The organism is Amycolatopsis sp. A1MSW2902 (assembly GCF_017312175.1).
Taxonomy (GTDB): domain Bacteria; phylum Actinomycetota; class Actinomycetes; order Mycobacteriales; family Pseudonocardiaceae; genus Amycolatopsis; species Amycolatopsis nivea.
This window is the reverse complement of sequence record NZ_QJPO01000001.1, coordinates 2,145,419-2,159,672: the sequence shown is the minus strand read 5'-3', so window position 1 is coordinate 2,159,672 and position 14,254 is coordinate 2,145,419. Positions and strand designations below refer to the sequence as shown.

Genomic DNA, 14,254 nt, shown 5'->3' with positions numbered 1-14,254 from the left:
TCGATCATCGCGCCCGCCACTGCGGCGCCCGCTTCTCGGCGAACGCGCGCGGACCCTCCTGCGCGTCCTCGCTCAGATAAACCGGTTCCCAGATCCGCTCGGCCACCTCGAAGGCATCCGACCGGCCGTGCTCGGCGACCGCGTACACCATTTCCTTCGCCGCCCGGACCGAAAGCGGTGCGTTGGCGGCGATGCGGGCGACCAGTTCCCGTGTCGCGTCAAGCAGTTCCGCGCCCGGCACCACGCGGTTCACCAGCCCGATCTCGTAAGCGCGCCGGGCGCTGATCGGCTCGCCGGTCACCAGGATCTCCATCGCGACGCGCGGCGGGACCAGCCACGGCAGCGGCGCGGCCCACGGCGAGCCGCGGCCGACTTTCGCTTCCGACACCGCGAACTTCGCCTCTTCCGCCGCGATGACCAGGTCCGCGGACTGTGCGAGCAGGAAGCCGCCGCCGTACGCACCGCCGTTCACCGCGGCGACGACCGGTTTGGCGAGCTTCAACGTGCGGCCAGGCTGGGGCACGAAGTCCGGCGGCGGCACGGTGAGCTGTGTACTCGCCATCTCCTTCAGATCGCCGCCCGCGCAGAAAGCCCGGTCCCCGGCCCCGGTCAGCACGATCACCGAGACCGCCGGATCGGCGTCCGCCTCCTCGAAGCGCGCTTTCAGGCCGCGCCGGACCGCCGCGTTGAGCGCGTTGCGCGCCTCCGGCCGGTTGATGGTGATCCACGCGGCGCCGTCTTCCACCGCGTATCGGACCTCGTCAGCCATTTTCGCCTCCCGCACCGGTTTCCTCGAGCACGATCAGTACCGTTCCGGTGTCCACAGTGGACCCTTCAGCGACCGGGACGCTGCCCACGACGGCGTCGGCGGGCGCGGTGACGGCGTGCTCCATCTTCATCGCCTCCAGCACGATCAGCTGCTGCCCGGCCCGCACCTGCTCGCCGGGCGCGACCGCCACCCGGGTCACTGTGCCCGGCATCGGCGCGACCAGCGAACCCTCCAGCAGATGGTCGGCGGCGTCCGGGAACCGCGGCAGCACCGCCAGTTCGACCGTCCCGCCCGGCCAGCCCGCGTAGACGGTCGCGCCGGCCCGGTCGATCGAGAACGCCCGGCGCACGCCGTCCACGACGAGGTCCGCGTGCTGCGGCGTGCAGGCGTGGATGACGACCTCGTGCGGCTCGCCGTCCACTTCGAACCGGACGTCGCGGCCGAGCCGGTAGCCGACGGCCAGTTCGCGGTCCAGATGCCGGTACGACCGCGTCTGCAGCTGCGCGGGCGAGGACCGGAAACCCGACGTCACGTGCGGCAGCACCCGTGCCGAGGCCCGTTCGTGCGCTTGCTCGGCCAGCGCGGTCGCGAGCGCCGCGGCGCGCACCACCTCGGCTTCGTCGACCTCGATCAGCGTCGACGGCCGGCGCCGGTCGAGGAAATGCGTGTCGATCCGCGCGGCGGCGAACTCCGGGTGTTCGAGGATGCCGACCAGCAGCGCCCGGTTGGTGGTGACGCCGTGCACCCGGGCCCGCCGGAGCGCCCGGACGAGCCGCGCGGTCGCTTCTTCCCGCGTCCGCCCGTAGCCGACGACCTTCGCCAGCATCGGGTCGTAGTTGGTGGACACCACCGAACCCGACTCGACGCCGCCGTCGACCCGCAGCCCCTCGGCTTCCGGGATCTCGAAGCGCTCCAGCAGACCGGCCGCGGGCAGGAAATCGCGCGCCGGGTCCTCGGCGTAGAGCCGGGCTTCGATCGCGTGCCCGCGGATCCGCGGCTCGTGCGCCTCCGGCGGCAGCGGCGCCCCGGCGGCGACCTCCAGCTGGAGCCGCACCAGGTCGAGGCCGGTGACCAGCTCGGTGACCGGGTGCTCCACCTGCAGCCGCGTGTTGACCTCCAGGAAGAAGAACCCGCCGTCCGGCGCGACGATGAACTCCACCGTGCCCGCCCCGACGTAGCCGAGCGCGCGCCCGGCGTCCACCGCGGCCGCGCCCATCCGGGCCCGCAGCTGCTCGTCCACCACCGGCGACGGGGCTTCCTCGACGATCTTCTGGTGCCGCCGCTGGATCGAGCACTCCCGTTCGTTCAGGTGCACCACGGTGCCGTGCCGGTCGCCGAAGATCTGGATCTCGATGTGCCGCGGATTGTCCACGTAGTGCTCGAGGAACACCGTGTCGTCGCCGAACGCCGCTCCGGCCTCGCGGCGGGCCGACGCAATCGCCTCGAGCAGCTCGCCCGGTTCGCGCACCACCCGCATGCCGCGCCCGCCGCCGCCGAACGACGCCTTGACCAGCACCGGCCAGCCGATGTCGGCGGCGATGCCGAGCACCTTGTCGTCGGCGACGCCGGTCAGGTCGCGCCCGGGCAGCACCGGCACGCCGGCGCGTTCCATCATCTCCCGCGCGGTCAGCTTGCTGCCCATCGCGGCGATCGCTTCGGCGGGAGGACCGACGAACGTGACGCCCGCGGCCTCGCACGCTCGCGCGAATCCCGCGTTCTCCGAAAGGAAACCGTAGCCGGGATGGATCGCGTCCGCGCCGACGCGTTCCGCCGCGGCCAGCACCCGGTCGGCCCGCAGGTATGACTCGGCCGGCGTCGCCCCTCCGAGCGGGACCGCTTCGTCGGCCTCGTGCACGAACGGCGCGTCGGCGTCCGGATCGGCATAGACCGCGACCGTGGCGATGCCGAGTTCGCGGCACGTCCGGAAGACCCGGCGGGCGATCTCGCCGCGGTTGGCGACCAGCACCTTGGTGATCATGTGTCCCTCGCCTACATCCGGAAGACCCCGAACCCGCGGGTCCCCTCGATCTCGTTGTTGTGGCACATCGACAGGGCGATGCCGAGCGTGTCCCGCGTGTCGCGGGGGTCGATCACGCCGTCGTCGTAGCACTGGCCGCTCATGTACAGCGCGAGCGATTCGGCCTCGATCCGCTCCGCCAGTTCGGCGCGGCGGCGCGCGTCGGCCTCCTCGTCGAACGGCCGCCCGGCCGCCGCGGCGGCTTGCCGGGCGACGATCGACATCACCCCGGCCAGCTGCTCCGGCCCCATGATCGCGGTCTTCGAGTTCGGCCAGGTGAACAGCAGCCGCGGATCGTAGGAGCGGCCGGACATGCCGTAGTTGCCCGCGCCGTAGGAGGCGGCCAGGTTGACCGTCAGGTGCGGCACCCGGCTGTTGGTGACGGCGTTGATCATCTTCGAGCCGTCCTTGATCATGCCGTTCTGCTCGTACTGCGTGCCGACCATGAACCCGGTGGTGTTCTGCAGGAAGACCAGCGGGGTGTCGGTCTGGTTGCACAGCAGGATGAACTCGCTGCCCTTCTTGGCCTCCTCGTTGAACAGCACGCCGCGCGCGTTCGCCAGGACGCCGACCGGGAAGCCGTGGATCGAGGCCCAGCCGGTGACCAGAGCCGTGCCGTAGAGCGGTTTGTACTCCTCGAACCGGGAGCCGTCCACGATCCGCGCGACCACCTCGCGCGGGTCGAACGGGACCTTCAGGTCGACCGACGCGATCGACAGCAGGTCTTCGGCCGGGTACAGCGGTTCGTCGGCCGGTTCGGTCGGGCCGGGGCCGAGCTTGCGCCAGTTCAGGTGCTCCACGATCTCCCGGCCGAGCGACAGGCATTCGTGCTCGTCGCGGGCGAGGTAGTCGGCCAGCCCGGACGTGCGGGCGTGCATGTCCGCGCCGCCGAGGCTTTCGTCGTCGGCGTCCTCGCCGGTGGCCATCTTCACCAGCGGCGGGCCGCCGAGGAACACCTTCGCCTGGTTCTGCACCATCACCGCGTAGTCGCACATGCCCGGCACGTACGCGCCGCCCGCGGTCGAGTTGCCGAAGACCAGCGCGATGGTCGGGATCCCGGCCGCCGACAGTGCGGTCAGCTCGTGGAACAGCCGCCCGGCCGGGACGAACAGCTCGGCCTGGCGTTCCAGGTCGCCGCCGCCGGACTCGACCAGGTTGATCACCGGGAGCCGGTTCTCGCGGGCGATCTGCATGGCCCGCAGCACTTTCTTCCAGGTGTAGGGGTTCGACGCGCCGCCGCGCACGGTCGGGTCGTGCCCGACGATCATGCATTCGACCCCGCTGACCACGCCGATGCCCGTGACGACGCTCGCGCCGACCGGGTACTCGGTGCCCCAGGCCGCGACGCCGCCCAACTCCAGGAACGGCGCGTCCCGGTCGAGCAGCAGCTCGATCCGTTCCCGCACCAGGAGCCGGCCGCGTTTCCGGTGCCGTGCCACGTATTTCTCGCCGCCGCCGTCGACCGCGCGGCCGAGCTGGCGGCGCAGTTCGGCCAGCCGTTCGAGGTTGCCCTCGCGGTTGGCGGCCGCGGTCGCCGAGGAGAAGTCGAACGTACTCGTGAGTGTCTTCATCCGGCCTGGATTCCTTTCCCGCACCGGGTCCGCGCCGCCGCTCCGGCGAGCAGCGCGGCGGTTTCGGCGATGTCGCCGGCACTGCAGCCGCGCGAGAGGTCCGCCCAGGGCCGTCTCAGGCCGAGGACGAACGATCCGAGCGCCCGGGCGCCGCCGACCCGTTCGGCGACCTTGTACGCGATGTTTCCCGCTTCCAGCGACGGGAAGACCAGCACATTGGCCCCGCCCGCCAGCACCGAGCCGGGCGCCTTGCGCGCCGCCACGCCCGCGTCCACCGCGACGTCGAACTGGATTTCCCCGTCGGCGACCAGGTCCGGCCGCGTCGCGCGCAGCAGCCGGGTCGCCTCCCGGACCTTGTCCGCGCGCGGGTGGACCGCGCTGCCGCCGGTGGAGAACGAAAGCAGCGCCACCCGCGGCTCGGTCCCGAACAATGCCTGGTGGTGATCGGCCGCCGCGGCGGCGATCCGCGCCAGCTGCGCCGCGTCCGGGTCGGGCACGACCACGCAATCGGCGTAGGTGGCCCACGTGCCGTGGTGGTGGATCGCGAAGCAGCCGCACACGAGGTCCGCCGTCCGCAGCTGCCGGATGCCCGCCCGCAGCACCGCCGCGCTGGTGGTGAGGCTGCCGCTGATGCCCGCGGCGAGCCCGGCCGGTTCCAGCACCCGGGCCAGGTAGTCCACTGTGGACTCACCAGGCGGCGGGGTCAGCTCCTCGACGCCTGCGGGCGCGGTGCCGGGCGCGGCGCCGATCAGCACCGGCGTGATGCCGCCCTGTTCCACCAGCCGGGCCGCCGCTTCGATCACCCGTTCGTCGCTCGCGTCGGCGAGTCCGATTCGGACAGTCATCGCGCGAGGTCCGCAGGAGCGTCGAATTCCATTTGCAGCAGGCCGAGCGAGAGAGTTTTGCCTTGCGCGTCCGTGCGCAGCGAAGCCGCTCCGCCGCCGTCGAGCGCGTCGTGGAGGATGAAGTTCAGTGCCCGCAGGTTCGGCAGTTCGTAGCGTACGACCTCGCCGCGGCACAGCGCGCGGAAATGCGCGGCGACGCGTTCGGCGGTCAGGTTCTCCCGAAGGAACTCATACGCCGCGTCAGTTTCGGTCCAGACGCCGATGTTCGCGTCCGTGCCTTTGTCTCCGGAGCGCGCCGAGGCGAACTCGCGCAACTGCGTCGTCCTGGTCATGCCGCCACCTCGCTGACTCGCACTGCCGGGCGCACCGCGGATTTCTCGAGCAACGCGGGCCAGAACCCGACGATCGCGCTGGCCTTGGGCCGCCCGCCGGCGAAACCAGTCAGCCCGGGCGGGCCAGACGTCAGCAACGAGGCCAGTTCCGCGCCGAGCCGGTCGACCGCCGCCTTGTCCTGCGACCGGACCGACACCCGCAGCACGACTTCCGACGGCGGCGCGGCCGGCTCCGGCAGCATTCCCTCGTACAGCACGTTGGTGCCGACGACCTCCACCCGGCAGTCTTCTGCGGGAAACCGCACGCCGTCCTCGGCGAGCCGCGCCAGCAGAAGATCAGCGGTGAAGCGCGCTTTCGCCGCCGCGTCCGGGCCGCCGACGGTCAGCTGCGCGGTGGTGCGCCAGCCGTCGAGCGTGCTGACGGAAACCTTGTAGGTGTCGGTGGGCGCACTGCCGCGCACGCCGTGCACGCGGACGCGGTCCGGGCCGTCCTGGGTCAGCTGGATCGAGGTGAAGTCCGCGACGACGTCCGGCGTGAGATACCGGGCGGGGTCGCCGAGTTCGTACAGCAGCTGCGCGGTGACGGTGCCGACGTCGACCAGTCCCCCGGTGCCCGGTTTCTTGGTCAGGACGAACTCGCCGGACTCGCTGACCTCCGCGATCGGGTAGCCGATGCCGGCCAGGTCGGGCACGGATTCCCAGCGGTCGTAGTTGCCGCCGGTGCTCTGCGTGCCGCATTCGAGCAGGTGCCCGGCGACGGTGCCGGCCGCGAGCCGGTCGTAGTCGCTCGCGGTCCAGCCGAACTCGTGGATGAGCGGGGCGAGCACGAGCGACGGGTCGGTCACGCGCCCGGTGACGACGATGTCCGCGCCGTCGGCCAGCGCTTCGGCGATCGGGAACGCGCCCAGGTAGACGTTCGCGCTCTGCACGCGCGCCAGCTCGCCGGCCAGCGGAGTGCCGGTCGTGAGGTTCGCCAGCGCATGCCCGTCCTCGATCAGCGCGGGCAGCCTGGCGAGGATGTCGTCGCCGCCGACCGTCGCGACCCGGACCGGGACGCCGAGCCGCCGCGCGACCTCCTCGACCGCCGCCGCGCACGCCGCCGGGTTCACCCCGCCCGCGTTCGCGACGATCTTGATGCCGTGCTCCGCGCAGTCCGGAAGGATCCGCTCGAGCTGCGCGACGAAGTCCGTCGCGTACCCGGCCTCGGGGTTCCGCGCCCGCAGCTTCTGCATGATGCTCATCGTGACCTCGGCCAGGAAGTCCATCGTCAGATAGCCGATGCCGCCGCCGCGCACCAGCTGCAGCGGCCCGCGCACCGAATCGCCCCAGAAGCCCTGGCCGTTGCCGATCGCGACGGTTCTGCCGGTCATGACCCCTCCTCGCTAGTGAATTGCTATTCACTATGGGCATCCCGCTCGCGCCTGTCAAGACGAGCCCCGCGCCGTGATCGCCGCGCTGGCATCCGGCCCGGGCACGCGTTACAGTGCCGCATTAGTGAATGGGAACTCACCTGAAGATCCCGGAGGACCGCCCCGGTCGGGATTCCCGCGATCCGTGGAGGAGCAATGGAGCTCGCCGCCAACCTGATCCAGCGCGTCAACGTCGCGGATTCCCTCCGCCGGAGCGCCGCCGCCCGCCCGGACCGCCCGGCGCTGGTCGACGGCCCGCGTGCCTGGACCTACGCCGAACTGGACGGCTGGGTCGACCGCCTGGCCGGCGGCTTGTCGGCGAAGGGCTACGAACGCGGCGACGTCCTCGCTCTCGCGTCCGGCAACAGCGCGGAATTCCTCGCGGCCTACTACGCCTGCGCCCGGCTGGGCGTCGTCTGCGTGCCGATCAACCTGGGCTGGCGGACGAAGGAAGTCGGCTACGTGCTGACCCACTCCCGAGCCCGCGGCCTGGTCGTGGAAACCCAACTGGTCGCGACGATGGCCGAGTCGCTCGCCGAATGCACCCAGGTGTCCGACGTCTTCGTCGCGCCCGGTACCGATGCGCAGTGGTCCCCGGCACCGGAGGATCGCTCCTGGACCACGCTGGAGGAGGTCGCCGCCGGACCGGCCGCCCCGGGAGAAGCCCTGGTGGCCGACCGCGATCCGCTGAGCTATCTCTACACGTCCGGCACCACGTCGTTCCCCAAGGGCGTCGTCGGCACGCATCTGGGCATCTACCTGGAGTCCATGTCAGCCGCCCTGGACAACGGCTGGAGCGCGTCCGACCGGTTCCTGGCGATGATGCCGATGTTCCACACCGCGCAGCTCAACGCGTTCTGCACGCCCGCGATCCTCGTCGGCGCGACGGTGCGCATCCATCGCGGTTTCGAGCCCGAACGCTTCCTCGAAACGATCGAAGGCGAAGGGATCACCCAGGTGTTCGGCCTGCCGATGATGTACCGGGCGGCGCTGGATCACCCGTCGTTCGGCGCGCGGGACCTGTCTTCGCTGCGCCGCGCCACCTACGCGATGGCTCCGATGCCCGAAGCCCAGATCAAGGCCTGCCTCGACGGCTACGGCTGCGAATTCGCGCTGCTGTTCGGGCAGACCGAGATGTCGCCGGTCACCACCCTGTTCCGGCCCGAGCACCAGCTCACCCACGTCGGCGCCGTAGGCACCCCGCTCACCGGCGTCCACGTCGCGATCATGGACGAGCAGGGCGAGCTGCTGCCCCGAGGGGAAACCGGCGAGATCGTCTACCGCGGACCGTCCACAATGGAGGGATACCTGCGCGACCCGGACGCGACGGAAACCGCGTTCCGGCACGGCTGGTTCCACTCCGGCGACGTCGGCCGGTTCGGCCCCGACGGCGTGCTGTGGTTCACCGACCGGGCGAAGGACGTCATCAAGACCGGCGGCGAGAATGTCGCGTCGCTGGAGGTGGAACGCGCGGTCTACGACGCCGAGCCGAACGTCGCGGAGGTCGTCGTCGTAGGACTGCCGCACGAACGCTGGACAGAGGCGATCACCGCGGTCGTCGTCCCGAAACCCGGCTGCCGGATCGACGCGGAAACCCTGCGCACCGCGCTCAAGGACCGGCTGGACGGGTACAAGGTGCCGAAGGCGGTGATCGTCGCCGATGAACTGCCGCGCACTTCGACGGGGAAGATCCAGAAGAACGTGGTCCGGGAACAGCACGCGAACCACTACGGGGAGCGGTGAAGGAGCCCCTGTTCGGAACGCCACTCCTCAGCGAGCAGCCCGAGCACGACTTGGTCGGCGAATTCCCCGCCGACCCACGCGGCGCGGCGCAAGGTGCCCTCCGGCACGAAGCCCGCGGCGGACGCGGACCGGATCATGGCGACGTTGTCTGCCAGTGTTTCGGCTTGGAGCCGCTGCAGACCGCGGACGGTGAAGCCGTAGTGGCACAGGATCTGTACCACGTCGGCACCGAGGCCCTGGCCCCGATAATCCGGACGGAGAGCGACACCTACGTGCGCGGTCCGGTTGTGGAGATCGATGCCCCACAGCAACGCTTCTCCCGCCAGCGTGTTGTCCGCGAGCCGTACCACTGAGAAGCACGCAGCGTCGTCGACGGGATCGGATACCGCATACGGAGACTTCGCGGAACCCGGCGGAATCGGCCGCCACGGGCGGGAATCGGCCCGCGAGCGGACCGCGACGTCGTCGTAGAGTTCGGCCTGCAGGATCGAGACGTCAGCCTCGTGCCGGGCGCGGAGTGCGACCGATTTTCCGGTGAGCATTCCCGGTTCTTACCGGATTGTGCCGCGAAATCACAATCTATTTCCGGCGTCCGGCGAAGCTGGTGTCGTCGCAGATCACACCGAGGCTAGTTTCGGCGTACTGGCGAGCTCCTGAGTGAACTTCCGCAGCAGCAGCACCGCGGTCGCGCCGAAGCCGAAGCACAGTCCGAGCCAGATCCCGGGTCCGTGCCAGCCTAGGCCGAAGCCGCACAGCACCATGACGGGAATGCCGATCACCCAATAGCCGAGCAGGGTCGCGCGGAAGCCGCTTTTCGTGTTGCCCAAGCCCCGCAGCAGGCCGACGCAGACGTTCTGCGCTCCCTTCAGGTACTGCTGCGCGATCCCGAAGAACAGCAGCGTGTGCGCGAGCGACAGCACTTCCGGCGGCGGGTGCTTCTCCAGGAACAGGCCGAGCACCCAGCCCGGCGCGACGAGATACACCAGGCCCGCCGCCGTCATCGCGGTCACCGACAGAGTGAGCGCCTGTCGCGCGATCCGGGTGACCTCGGGACGGTCGTGGCGGCTCACCGCCCGGCTGATCAGGATCGACGAGCCTTGGGACAGGCCGATGTTCAGCTGGTACACGATGTAGGCGAGCTGGTTCACCACGCTTTGCGCGGCCAGCGTCGCCGGGCCGAAGCTGCCCATGAGCACCGTCGCGACGGAGGTGATGCCGGCTTCGGAACCGTAGGTGAGACTGATCGGGATCCCTAGGCGGAGGATTTCCCGCGCCGCCGGCAGCTCCCGGCGGCTGAAGCCCGCCGACAGCAGCGGCGCGAGATGGTCGTCGCGGCGCAGGATCAGCAGGAACGCGAAGCAGTTCAGGAACTGCACGATCGTGGTGGCCAGCCCGACGCCGGGGGCGCCGAGTTCCGGGAACCCGAACCAGCCGTAGCCGAATCCGCCGTCCAGCAGGATGTTGACGCCCACCGAGCCGATGGTGACCCACAGCAGGGATCCCGGCCGGCGCATGCCGACAGCGAATTGGCGCAGCACGTTGAGCCACAGCATCGGGATCAGGCCGGGAGCGAGCGCGAGCATCGTCGGGCGGGCCAGTGCGAGCACGTCGGCGTCCTGGCCGAACCAGGTCAAGGCGTAGCCCAGTCCGATCAGGACCAGCGCGGCCAGCAGGCCGACCGCCGTCGCCACGAGGAAGGACGCGCGCACGGTGTCGCGGACCTCGGTGCGCGCCTGCTCGTCCAGCTGATCAGTGCCAGCACGGGTTTCGCCGCGGCCCGCCGCTGCGGCGACGAGGTTGCCGACCGCGGTGACGGTGCCCACGCACATTGTGCGGACCTGGTTGTACAGGGTGATCGCCAGTCCGCCCGCCGCGATCGCGCGCACGCTCATCCCGCCGAGCATCGCCAGGTCGGTCGTGGTCAGCGCGACCTGCGCGAGCTGGATCCCGGCGATCGGCACGGACACGGCGAGCAGCGGGCGGTACCCGGCCAGCCAGCGGGTCGGGGGCATTGCGCGGTCCTTCCTCGTGTTCACGACACCCACTGCAGTGCGTGGCCGACCTCAGTATGTCGCGTCAGCCGTTGCAGGACTCGGTCTTCGATGTCCGGCGCGAGCAGCCCGTGCCCGCGCAGCCATTCGTCGTCGTAGACGCTGTCCAGGTATTTCTCGCCCGCGTCACACACCAGCACCACGGCGGTGCTGCCCGGCGGCAGCGCGTCGATCCGTTCCAGCGCAACGTGAATCGCGCCGCCCGCGGATCCGCCGACCATCAGGCCGGTGTGCCGGGCCAGCGCGCGTGCGGTCGCGAACGCGTCCACATCGGACGCTTGCACGCCCTCGTCGATCAGCTCCGGGCACACGTTCTTCCCGACCGGGAACCCCGCCGGGCTGCCGCTTCCGGTCTGCCGGTACGGGCCCGGCGGGGCGCCGAAGATGATCGAACCGTCCGGTTCCACGGCGATCGTCCGCGCCGGGCAACGCAGCCGGCGCAGCTCCCGGGCCGTGCCGCAGAGGGATCCGCCGGTGCCGATCGCGCCGATCAGCCAGTCAATCTGCCCGGCGTCGGCGAGCAGTTCCTTCGCCAGTTCCCGGTAGCCGCCGCCGTTTCCGGGATGGTTGTGCTGGTCGGGCCAGTATGCCTCGCGGTCCGCCGCGACCAGCTCGGCGGCGACCCGGCGGCGTTCGACCGAGCGGAGCGTGCCGCTGCCGTCGTCGGCCACGTAGACGAGTTCCGCGCCGAGTGCCTTCATGGCGCGCAATTTGTCTTTGCTGGCATGGTGATCAACCACCGCGGTGAACCGGTATCCCCGTTCGAGCGCGGCGAGCGCCAGCCCCAGCCCGGTGTTGCCCGAGGTCGGTTCGACGATCCGGCCGCCCGGCCGCAGCCTGCCCTCGCGTTCCGCGTCGGCGATCATCTGCTCGGCCATGCGCACCTTCGCCGAGCCGGTCGGATTGAACTGTTCGAGCTTGAGCAGCAGGCGAACGCCCGTACCTGTCGTGCACAGTTCGAACAACGGCGTGCGCCCGATCAGCTCCGACACGTGCGAGACGATGCCGCGGCCGCGGCGCGGGATGAACTCGTTCACCGGTCCTCCCTCTCGATCCGCCAGCCCGCGCCGGGCAGGTCCAGCACGACCCGCGCGGGCAGCGGAAGGCCGTGGAAACGGGTTTCGTTCTTGTCCATCTGGTATCCGGCGGTGTTCGGGTACACGAGCAGGTCGCCGTGCGCCGGCGGCCGGGGGAACGGGATCTTCCGCCAGCTGAGCATGTCGTACTCGAGACAGCTCGAACCGCCCACGCAGGCCGCGACCGGTTCGCCGGGCCCGTCGGCGGGCCACAGCACCGGGTCGGGCAGGAACTCGCTGCCCTTCCACTGTTCGGAGACGCTCATGCTGAGCCCGGCCACGGTCACGATCCCGTAGCCGCCGCGTTCCTTGAAGCCCTGCACCGGGAAGACGGTGAACCCGGCCTGGTCCAGCAGCGCCCGCCCCGGTTCCAGCAGCAGCTCCGTGCCGGTCCGGGCGAATTCGGCGGCGATCGTCGCCCCGCCGGACGCCGGGCTCGCCAGCACCTCGGTCAGCATGTCCGCGCCGGTCGGCGACTGGTGGTAGGGATAGAAGTGGGTGAACGTCTGTCCATTGTGGAACCAGGACGGCCGGTACTCCTCGGTGAACCGCGTCCAGTCCGCCGGTTCGAGATAGCTCGCCGCGAACCCGCCGCCGATCGAGACCGCCGCCGCGGGCAGCCCGAACTCCCGCGCCCGCAGGCATTGCGCGAGCGCCGCCGCGGCCATCCGCGCGCGCGGCGCGACCTCGTATCCCCCGAGATGGAAGGAAAAACCCTCCATCCGCACCGCGGAACCCGCGTCCGCGCACCGGTGCAGCGCCGCGGTCACCTCGTCCGGGGTGAGCCCGAACCGGCTTCCCGGCGCGGTGTCCGGCACCAGCCGCAGCAGGATCCGGACCGGCTCGGCGGAACGGCCGATCGCGAGCACCCGGTCTAGTTCGTCGAGCGCGTCGACCGCCACCAAGCTCCGGTGCCGGGCCGCCAGCCAGACGAGATCGCCGCTCTTCGCCGCCCCGGTGACCATGACGTCCTCGCCGCGCACGCCGCCGGCCAGCGCAGCCACCAGCTCGGGCACGCTGGCCACGTCGACGCCCGCCCCGGCGTTCGCGCACTCCGGTGCCCAGCAGGCCGAACGGTTCGCCTTCTTGCCGAAATACACCTGCCCGGACACTCCCGCGGCGACGAGCGCGTCGGTGAACGCGGCGAGGTTGTCCGCGAACCGCGGCGGGTGCAGCACGTGGAACGGACCGCCCACCGCGCGGGTGATTTCGCCCAGCAGCACCGGATCCTCTTGCGCCTGCCGGGCCCAGTCCGCCTGGCGGGCCGGCAGGGAGATCGTCGACGTCGTCAGCTCCACAGCCGCACCCGCGTCCCTCGGCCGGCCTCGATCGCACGGGTCGCCAGCGCGTGCGCGACCGGGATGTCGGTGATCACCATTCCGCTGCTGAAGGCGAACACGCGGTCCGACGGATGACGCCGTCCAGGTTTGCGCCCGGCAAGGACGTCCGGGAATTCCGCGTCGATGGTCGCCTTCCCTTCTCCGTCATCGAAACGAGAACCGGTCACGCCGAGCTGGCCCTCGCTCGTCGCGAGCGCGTAGTCGGCGTCCCGCAGCGACGAGGAGTCGACTCCCTTGCTGGACACCGAAATCAGCAGCCCGCCCGGTTTCAGCCAGCTCGTCTTCACCTTCGGATGCGCGGCCCGCCCGGACGCCGCGACCGCGATGTCCGCCTCGGCGACGGCTTCCGGCACGTCGTCGACGATTTCGACCTCCCGGTCCGGGAAATACCGGTGGAACGCGGCCACGCAAGCCTGGATCCCCTCCGGCGCGGTACCGAAGAGCATCAGCCGTTCCAGGCCGGGCAGCGCGGTCTGCAGATACGGCAGGGTGAGCTGGCCCTGCACCCCGGTGCCGATCAGCAACGCCGACCGCGCGTCCGGTTTGGCGCATTCCTGCGCGATCAGCGCCGTGGTCGCCGGGGTCCGGGACGCTCCGACGCGGTCGCAGTCCATCAGCGCGAACGGCATTCCGGTCGTGTCGTCGTACAGGCTGATCACCGTGTAGTACTTGTCCCGGTTGTCGTTTCCCTGCCGGTACGACGTCTTGAATCCGACCTGCTGGGAATTCGCGTCGAATCCGAGCATCGAATAGGCGACCGCGTCCCGCGCCTGGTCCGGCAGCGGCATCATGAGCTTCGTCGGACAGCGGGAATCCCCGGCCGCCAGCGCGAGATATCCTTGCCGTACCGCGGAAATCACGTCCTCCGGGCCCAGCGCCACGTCGGCCAGATCGCTGCGGGTGAACACGTGGAAATCGGGCTGCGTCATCTGAAAAATCCCTCACCATCGAAACGGGGAACCGTGCGCGTGGAAATCGGGTCTCCGGCCGGGAAGCGCATTCCCGGCGGTCCGCGGGCGGCTGCGCCGACCGCGTCGCAGCGACGGTAACCGACCCGTCATACTTAGGCAAGGCTCACCTAACTTTCTCCGCTGTCGAAGT

General features: G+C 70.7%; 12 protein-coding genes. 1 reads left to right on the top strand and 11 read right to left on the bottom strand.

Features of this window, described 5'->3' with window-relative positions; all coding sequences use genetic code 11:
- Positions 1 to 4: 4 nt before the first annotated feature.
- From DMP23_RS09875 to DMP23_RS09850, 6 genes are read right to left on the bottom strand one after another with little or no spacing between them, the layout of a single operon-like run.
- Positions 5 to 769, bottom strand: a complete 765-nt coding sequence (locus DMP23_RS09875; protein WP_337820855.1) for an enoyl-CoA hydratase/isomerase family protein — start codon at positions 767 to 769, stop codon at positions 5 to 7.
- Positions 762 to 2,747 (bottom strand): acetyl/propionyl/methylcrotonyl-CoA carboxylase subunit alpha, encoded by a 1,986-nt coding sequence (locus DMP23_RS09870; protein ID WP_337820854.1) that lies wholly within the window; start codon positions 2,745 to 2,747, stop codon positions 762 to 764. The genes DMP23_RS09875 and DMP23_RS09870 overlap by 8 nt, the downstream gene beginning before the upstream one ends.
- An 11-nt stretch (positions 2,748 to 2,758) precedes the next feature.
- Positions 2,759 to 4,357: an acyl-CoA carboxylase subunit beta gene (locus DMP23_RS09865; protein ID WP_134666873.1), complete on the bottom strand. Its 1,599-nt coding sequence runs from the start codon at positions 4,355 to 4,357 to the stop codon at positions 2,759 to 2,761.
- On the bottom strand, positions 4,354 to 5,202 hold the full coding sequence (locus DMP23_RS09860) for a phosphate acyltransferase (protein ID WP_337820853.1): 849 nt from the start codon (positions 5,200 to 5,202) through the stop codon (positions 4,354 to 4,356). The genes DMP23_RS09865 and DMP23_RS09860 overlap by 4 nt, the downstream gene beginning before the upstream one ends.
- The gene (locus DMP23_RS09855) at positions 5,199 to 5,534 is read right to left on the bottom strand and encodes an AtuA-related protein (RefSeq protein ID WP_337820852.1); all 336 of its coding nucleotides are present in this window, start codon (positions 5,532 to 5,534) and stop codon (positions 5,199 to 5,201) included. Before DMP23_RS09855 ends, DMP23_RS09860 begins: the two co-directional genes overlap by 4 nt.
- Positions 5,531 to 6,904 (bottom strand): acyclic terpene utilization AtuA family protein, encoded by a 1,374-nt coding sequence (locus DMP23_RS09850; protein WP_337820851.1) that lies wholly within the window; start codon positions 6,902 to 6,904, stop codon positions 5,531 to 5,533. The genes DMP23_RS09855 and DMP23_RS09850 overlap by 4 nt, the downstream gene beginning before the upstream one ends.
- A 195-nt stretch (positions 6,905 to 7,099) precedes the next feature.
- Here DMP23_RS09850 and DMP23_RS09845 point away from each other — a divergent pair, with 195 nt between their 5' ends.
- On the top strand, positions 7,100 to 8,686 hold the full coding sequence (locus tag DMP23_RS09845) for an AMP-binding protein (RefSeq protein ID WP_337820850.1): 1,587 nt from the start codon (positions 7,100 to 7,102) through the stop codon (positions 8,684 to 8,686).
- Here the strand turns inward: DMP23_RS09845 and DMP23_RS09840 are convergent.
- The 5 genes from DMP23_RS09840 to DMP23_RS09820 form a co-directional block, all read right to left on the bottom strand.
- Complete coding sequence (locus DMP23_RS09840; RefSeq protein ID WP_337820849.1) at positions 8,671 to 9,228, bottom strand: GNAT family N-acetyltransferase; 558 nt, start codon at positions 9,226 to 9,228, stop codon at positions 8,671 to 8,673. The genes DMP23_RS09845 and DMP23_RS09840 overlap by 16 nt on opposite strands.
- Before the next feature lie 75 nt (positions 9,229 to 9,303).
- The gene (locus tag DMP23_RS09835; RefSeq protein ID WP_337820848.1) at positions 9,304 to 10,698 is read right to left on the bottom strand and encodes an MATE family efflux transporter; all 1,395 of its coding nucleotides are present in this window, start codon (positions 10,696 to 10,698) and stop codon (positions 9,304 to 9,306) included.
- 20 nt (positions 10,699 to 10,718) lie between these two features.
- A complete protein-coding gene (locus DMP23_RS09830; protein ID WP_337820847.1) occupies positions 10,719 to 11,774 on the bottom strand; it encodes a PLP-dependent cysteine synthase family protein in 1,056 nt (351 codons plus the stop codon).
- Positions 11,771 to 13,111 (bottom strand): alanine racemase, encoded by a 1,341-nt coding sequence (locus DMP23_RS09825; protein ID WP_337820846.1) that lies wholly within the window; start codon positions 13,109 to 13,111, stop codon positions 11,771 to 11,773. The genes DMP23_RS09830 and DMP23_RS09825 overlap by 4 nt, the downstream gene beginning before the upstream one ends.
- Complete coding sequence (locus tag DMP23_RS09820; RefSeq protein ID WP_337820845.1) at positions 13,102 to 14,082, bottom strand: ornithine cyclodeaminase; 981 nt, start codon at positions 14,080 to 14,082, stop codon at positions 13,102 to 13,104. The genes DMP23_RS09825 and DMP23_RS09820 overlap by 10 nt, the downstream gene beginning before the upstream one ends.
- Positions 14,083 to 14,254 lie beyond the last annotated feature (172 nt).

What these genes read in the sequence shown, in the direction of transcription:
- DMP23_RS09875 (WP_337820855.1), bottom strand. Translation starts at nt 769, where the DNA reads ATGGCTGACGAGGTCCGATACGCGGTGGAAGACGGCGCCGCGTGGATC.
- DMP23_RS09870 (WP_337820854.1), bottom strand. Translation starts at nt 2,747, where the DNA reads ATGATCACCAAGGTGCTGGTCGCCAACCGCGGCGAGATCGCCCGCCGG.
- DMP23_RS09865 (WP_134666873.1), bottom strand. Translation starts at nt 4,357, where the DNA reads ATGAAGACACTCACGAGTACGTTCGACTTCTCCTCGGCGACCGCGGCC.
- DMP23_RS09860 (WP_337820853.1), bottom strand. Translation starts at nt 5,202, where the DNA reads ATGACTGTCCGAATCGGACTCGCCGACGCGAGCGACGAACGGGTGATC.
- DMP23_RS09855 (WP_337820852.1), bottom strand. Translation starts at nt 5,534, where the DNA reads ATGACCAGGACGACGCAGTTGCGCGAGTTCGCCTCGGCGCGCTCCGGA.
- DMP23_RS09850 (WP_337820851.1), bottom strand. Translation starts at nt 6,904, where the DNA reads ATGACCGGCAGAACCGTCGCGATCGGCAACGGCCAGGGCTTCTGGGGC.
- DMP23_RS09845 (WP_337820850.1), top strand. Translation starts at nt 7,100, where the DNA reads ATGGAGCTCGCCGCCAACCTGATCCAGCGCGTCAACGTCGCGGATTCC.
- DMP23_RS09840 (WP_337820849.1), bottom strand. Translation starts at nt 9,228, where the DNA reads ATGCTCACCGGAAAATCGGTCGCACTCCGCGCCCGGCACGAGGCTGAC.
- DMP23_RS09835 (WP_337820848.1), bottom strand. Translation starts at nt 10,698, where the DNA reads ATGCCCCCGACCCGCTGGCTGGCCGGGTACCGCCCGCTGCTCGCCGTG.
- DMP23_RS09820 (WP_337820845.1), bottom strand. Translation starts at nt 14,082, where the DNA reads ATGACGCAGCCCGATTTCCACGTGTTCACCCGCAGCGATCTGGCCGAC.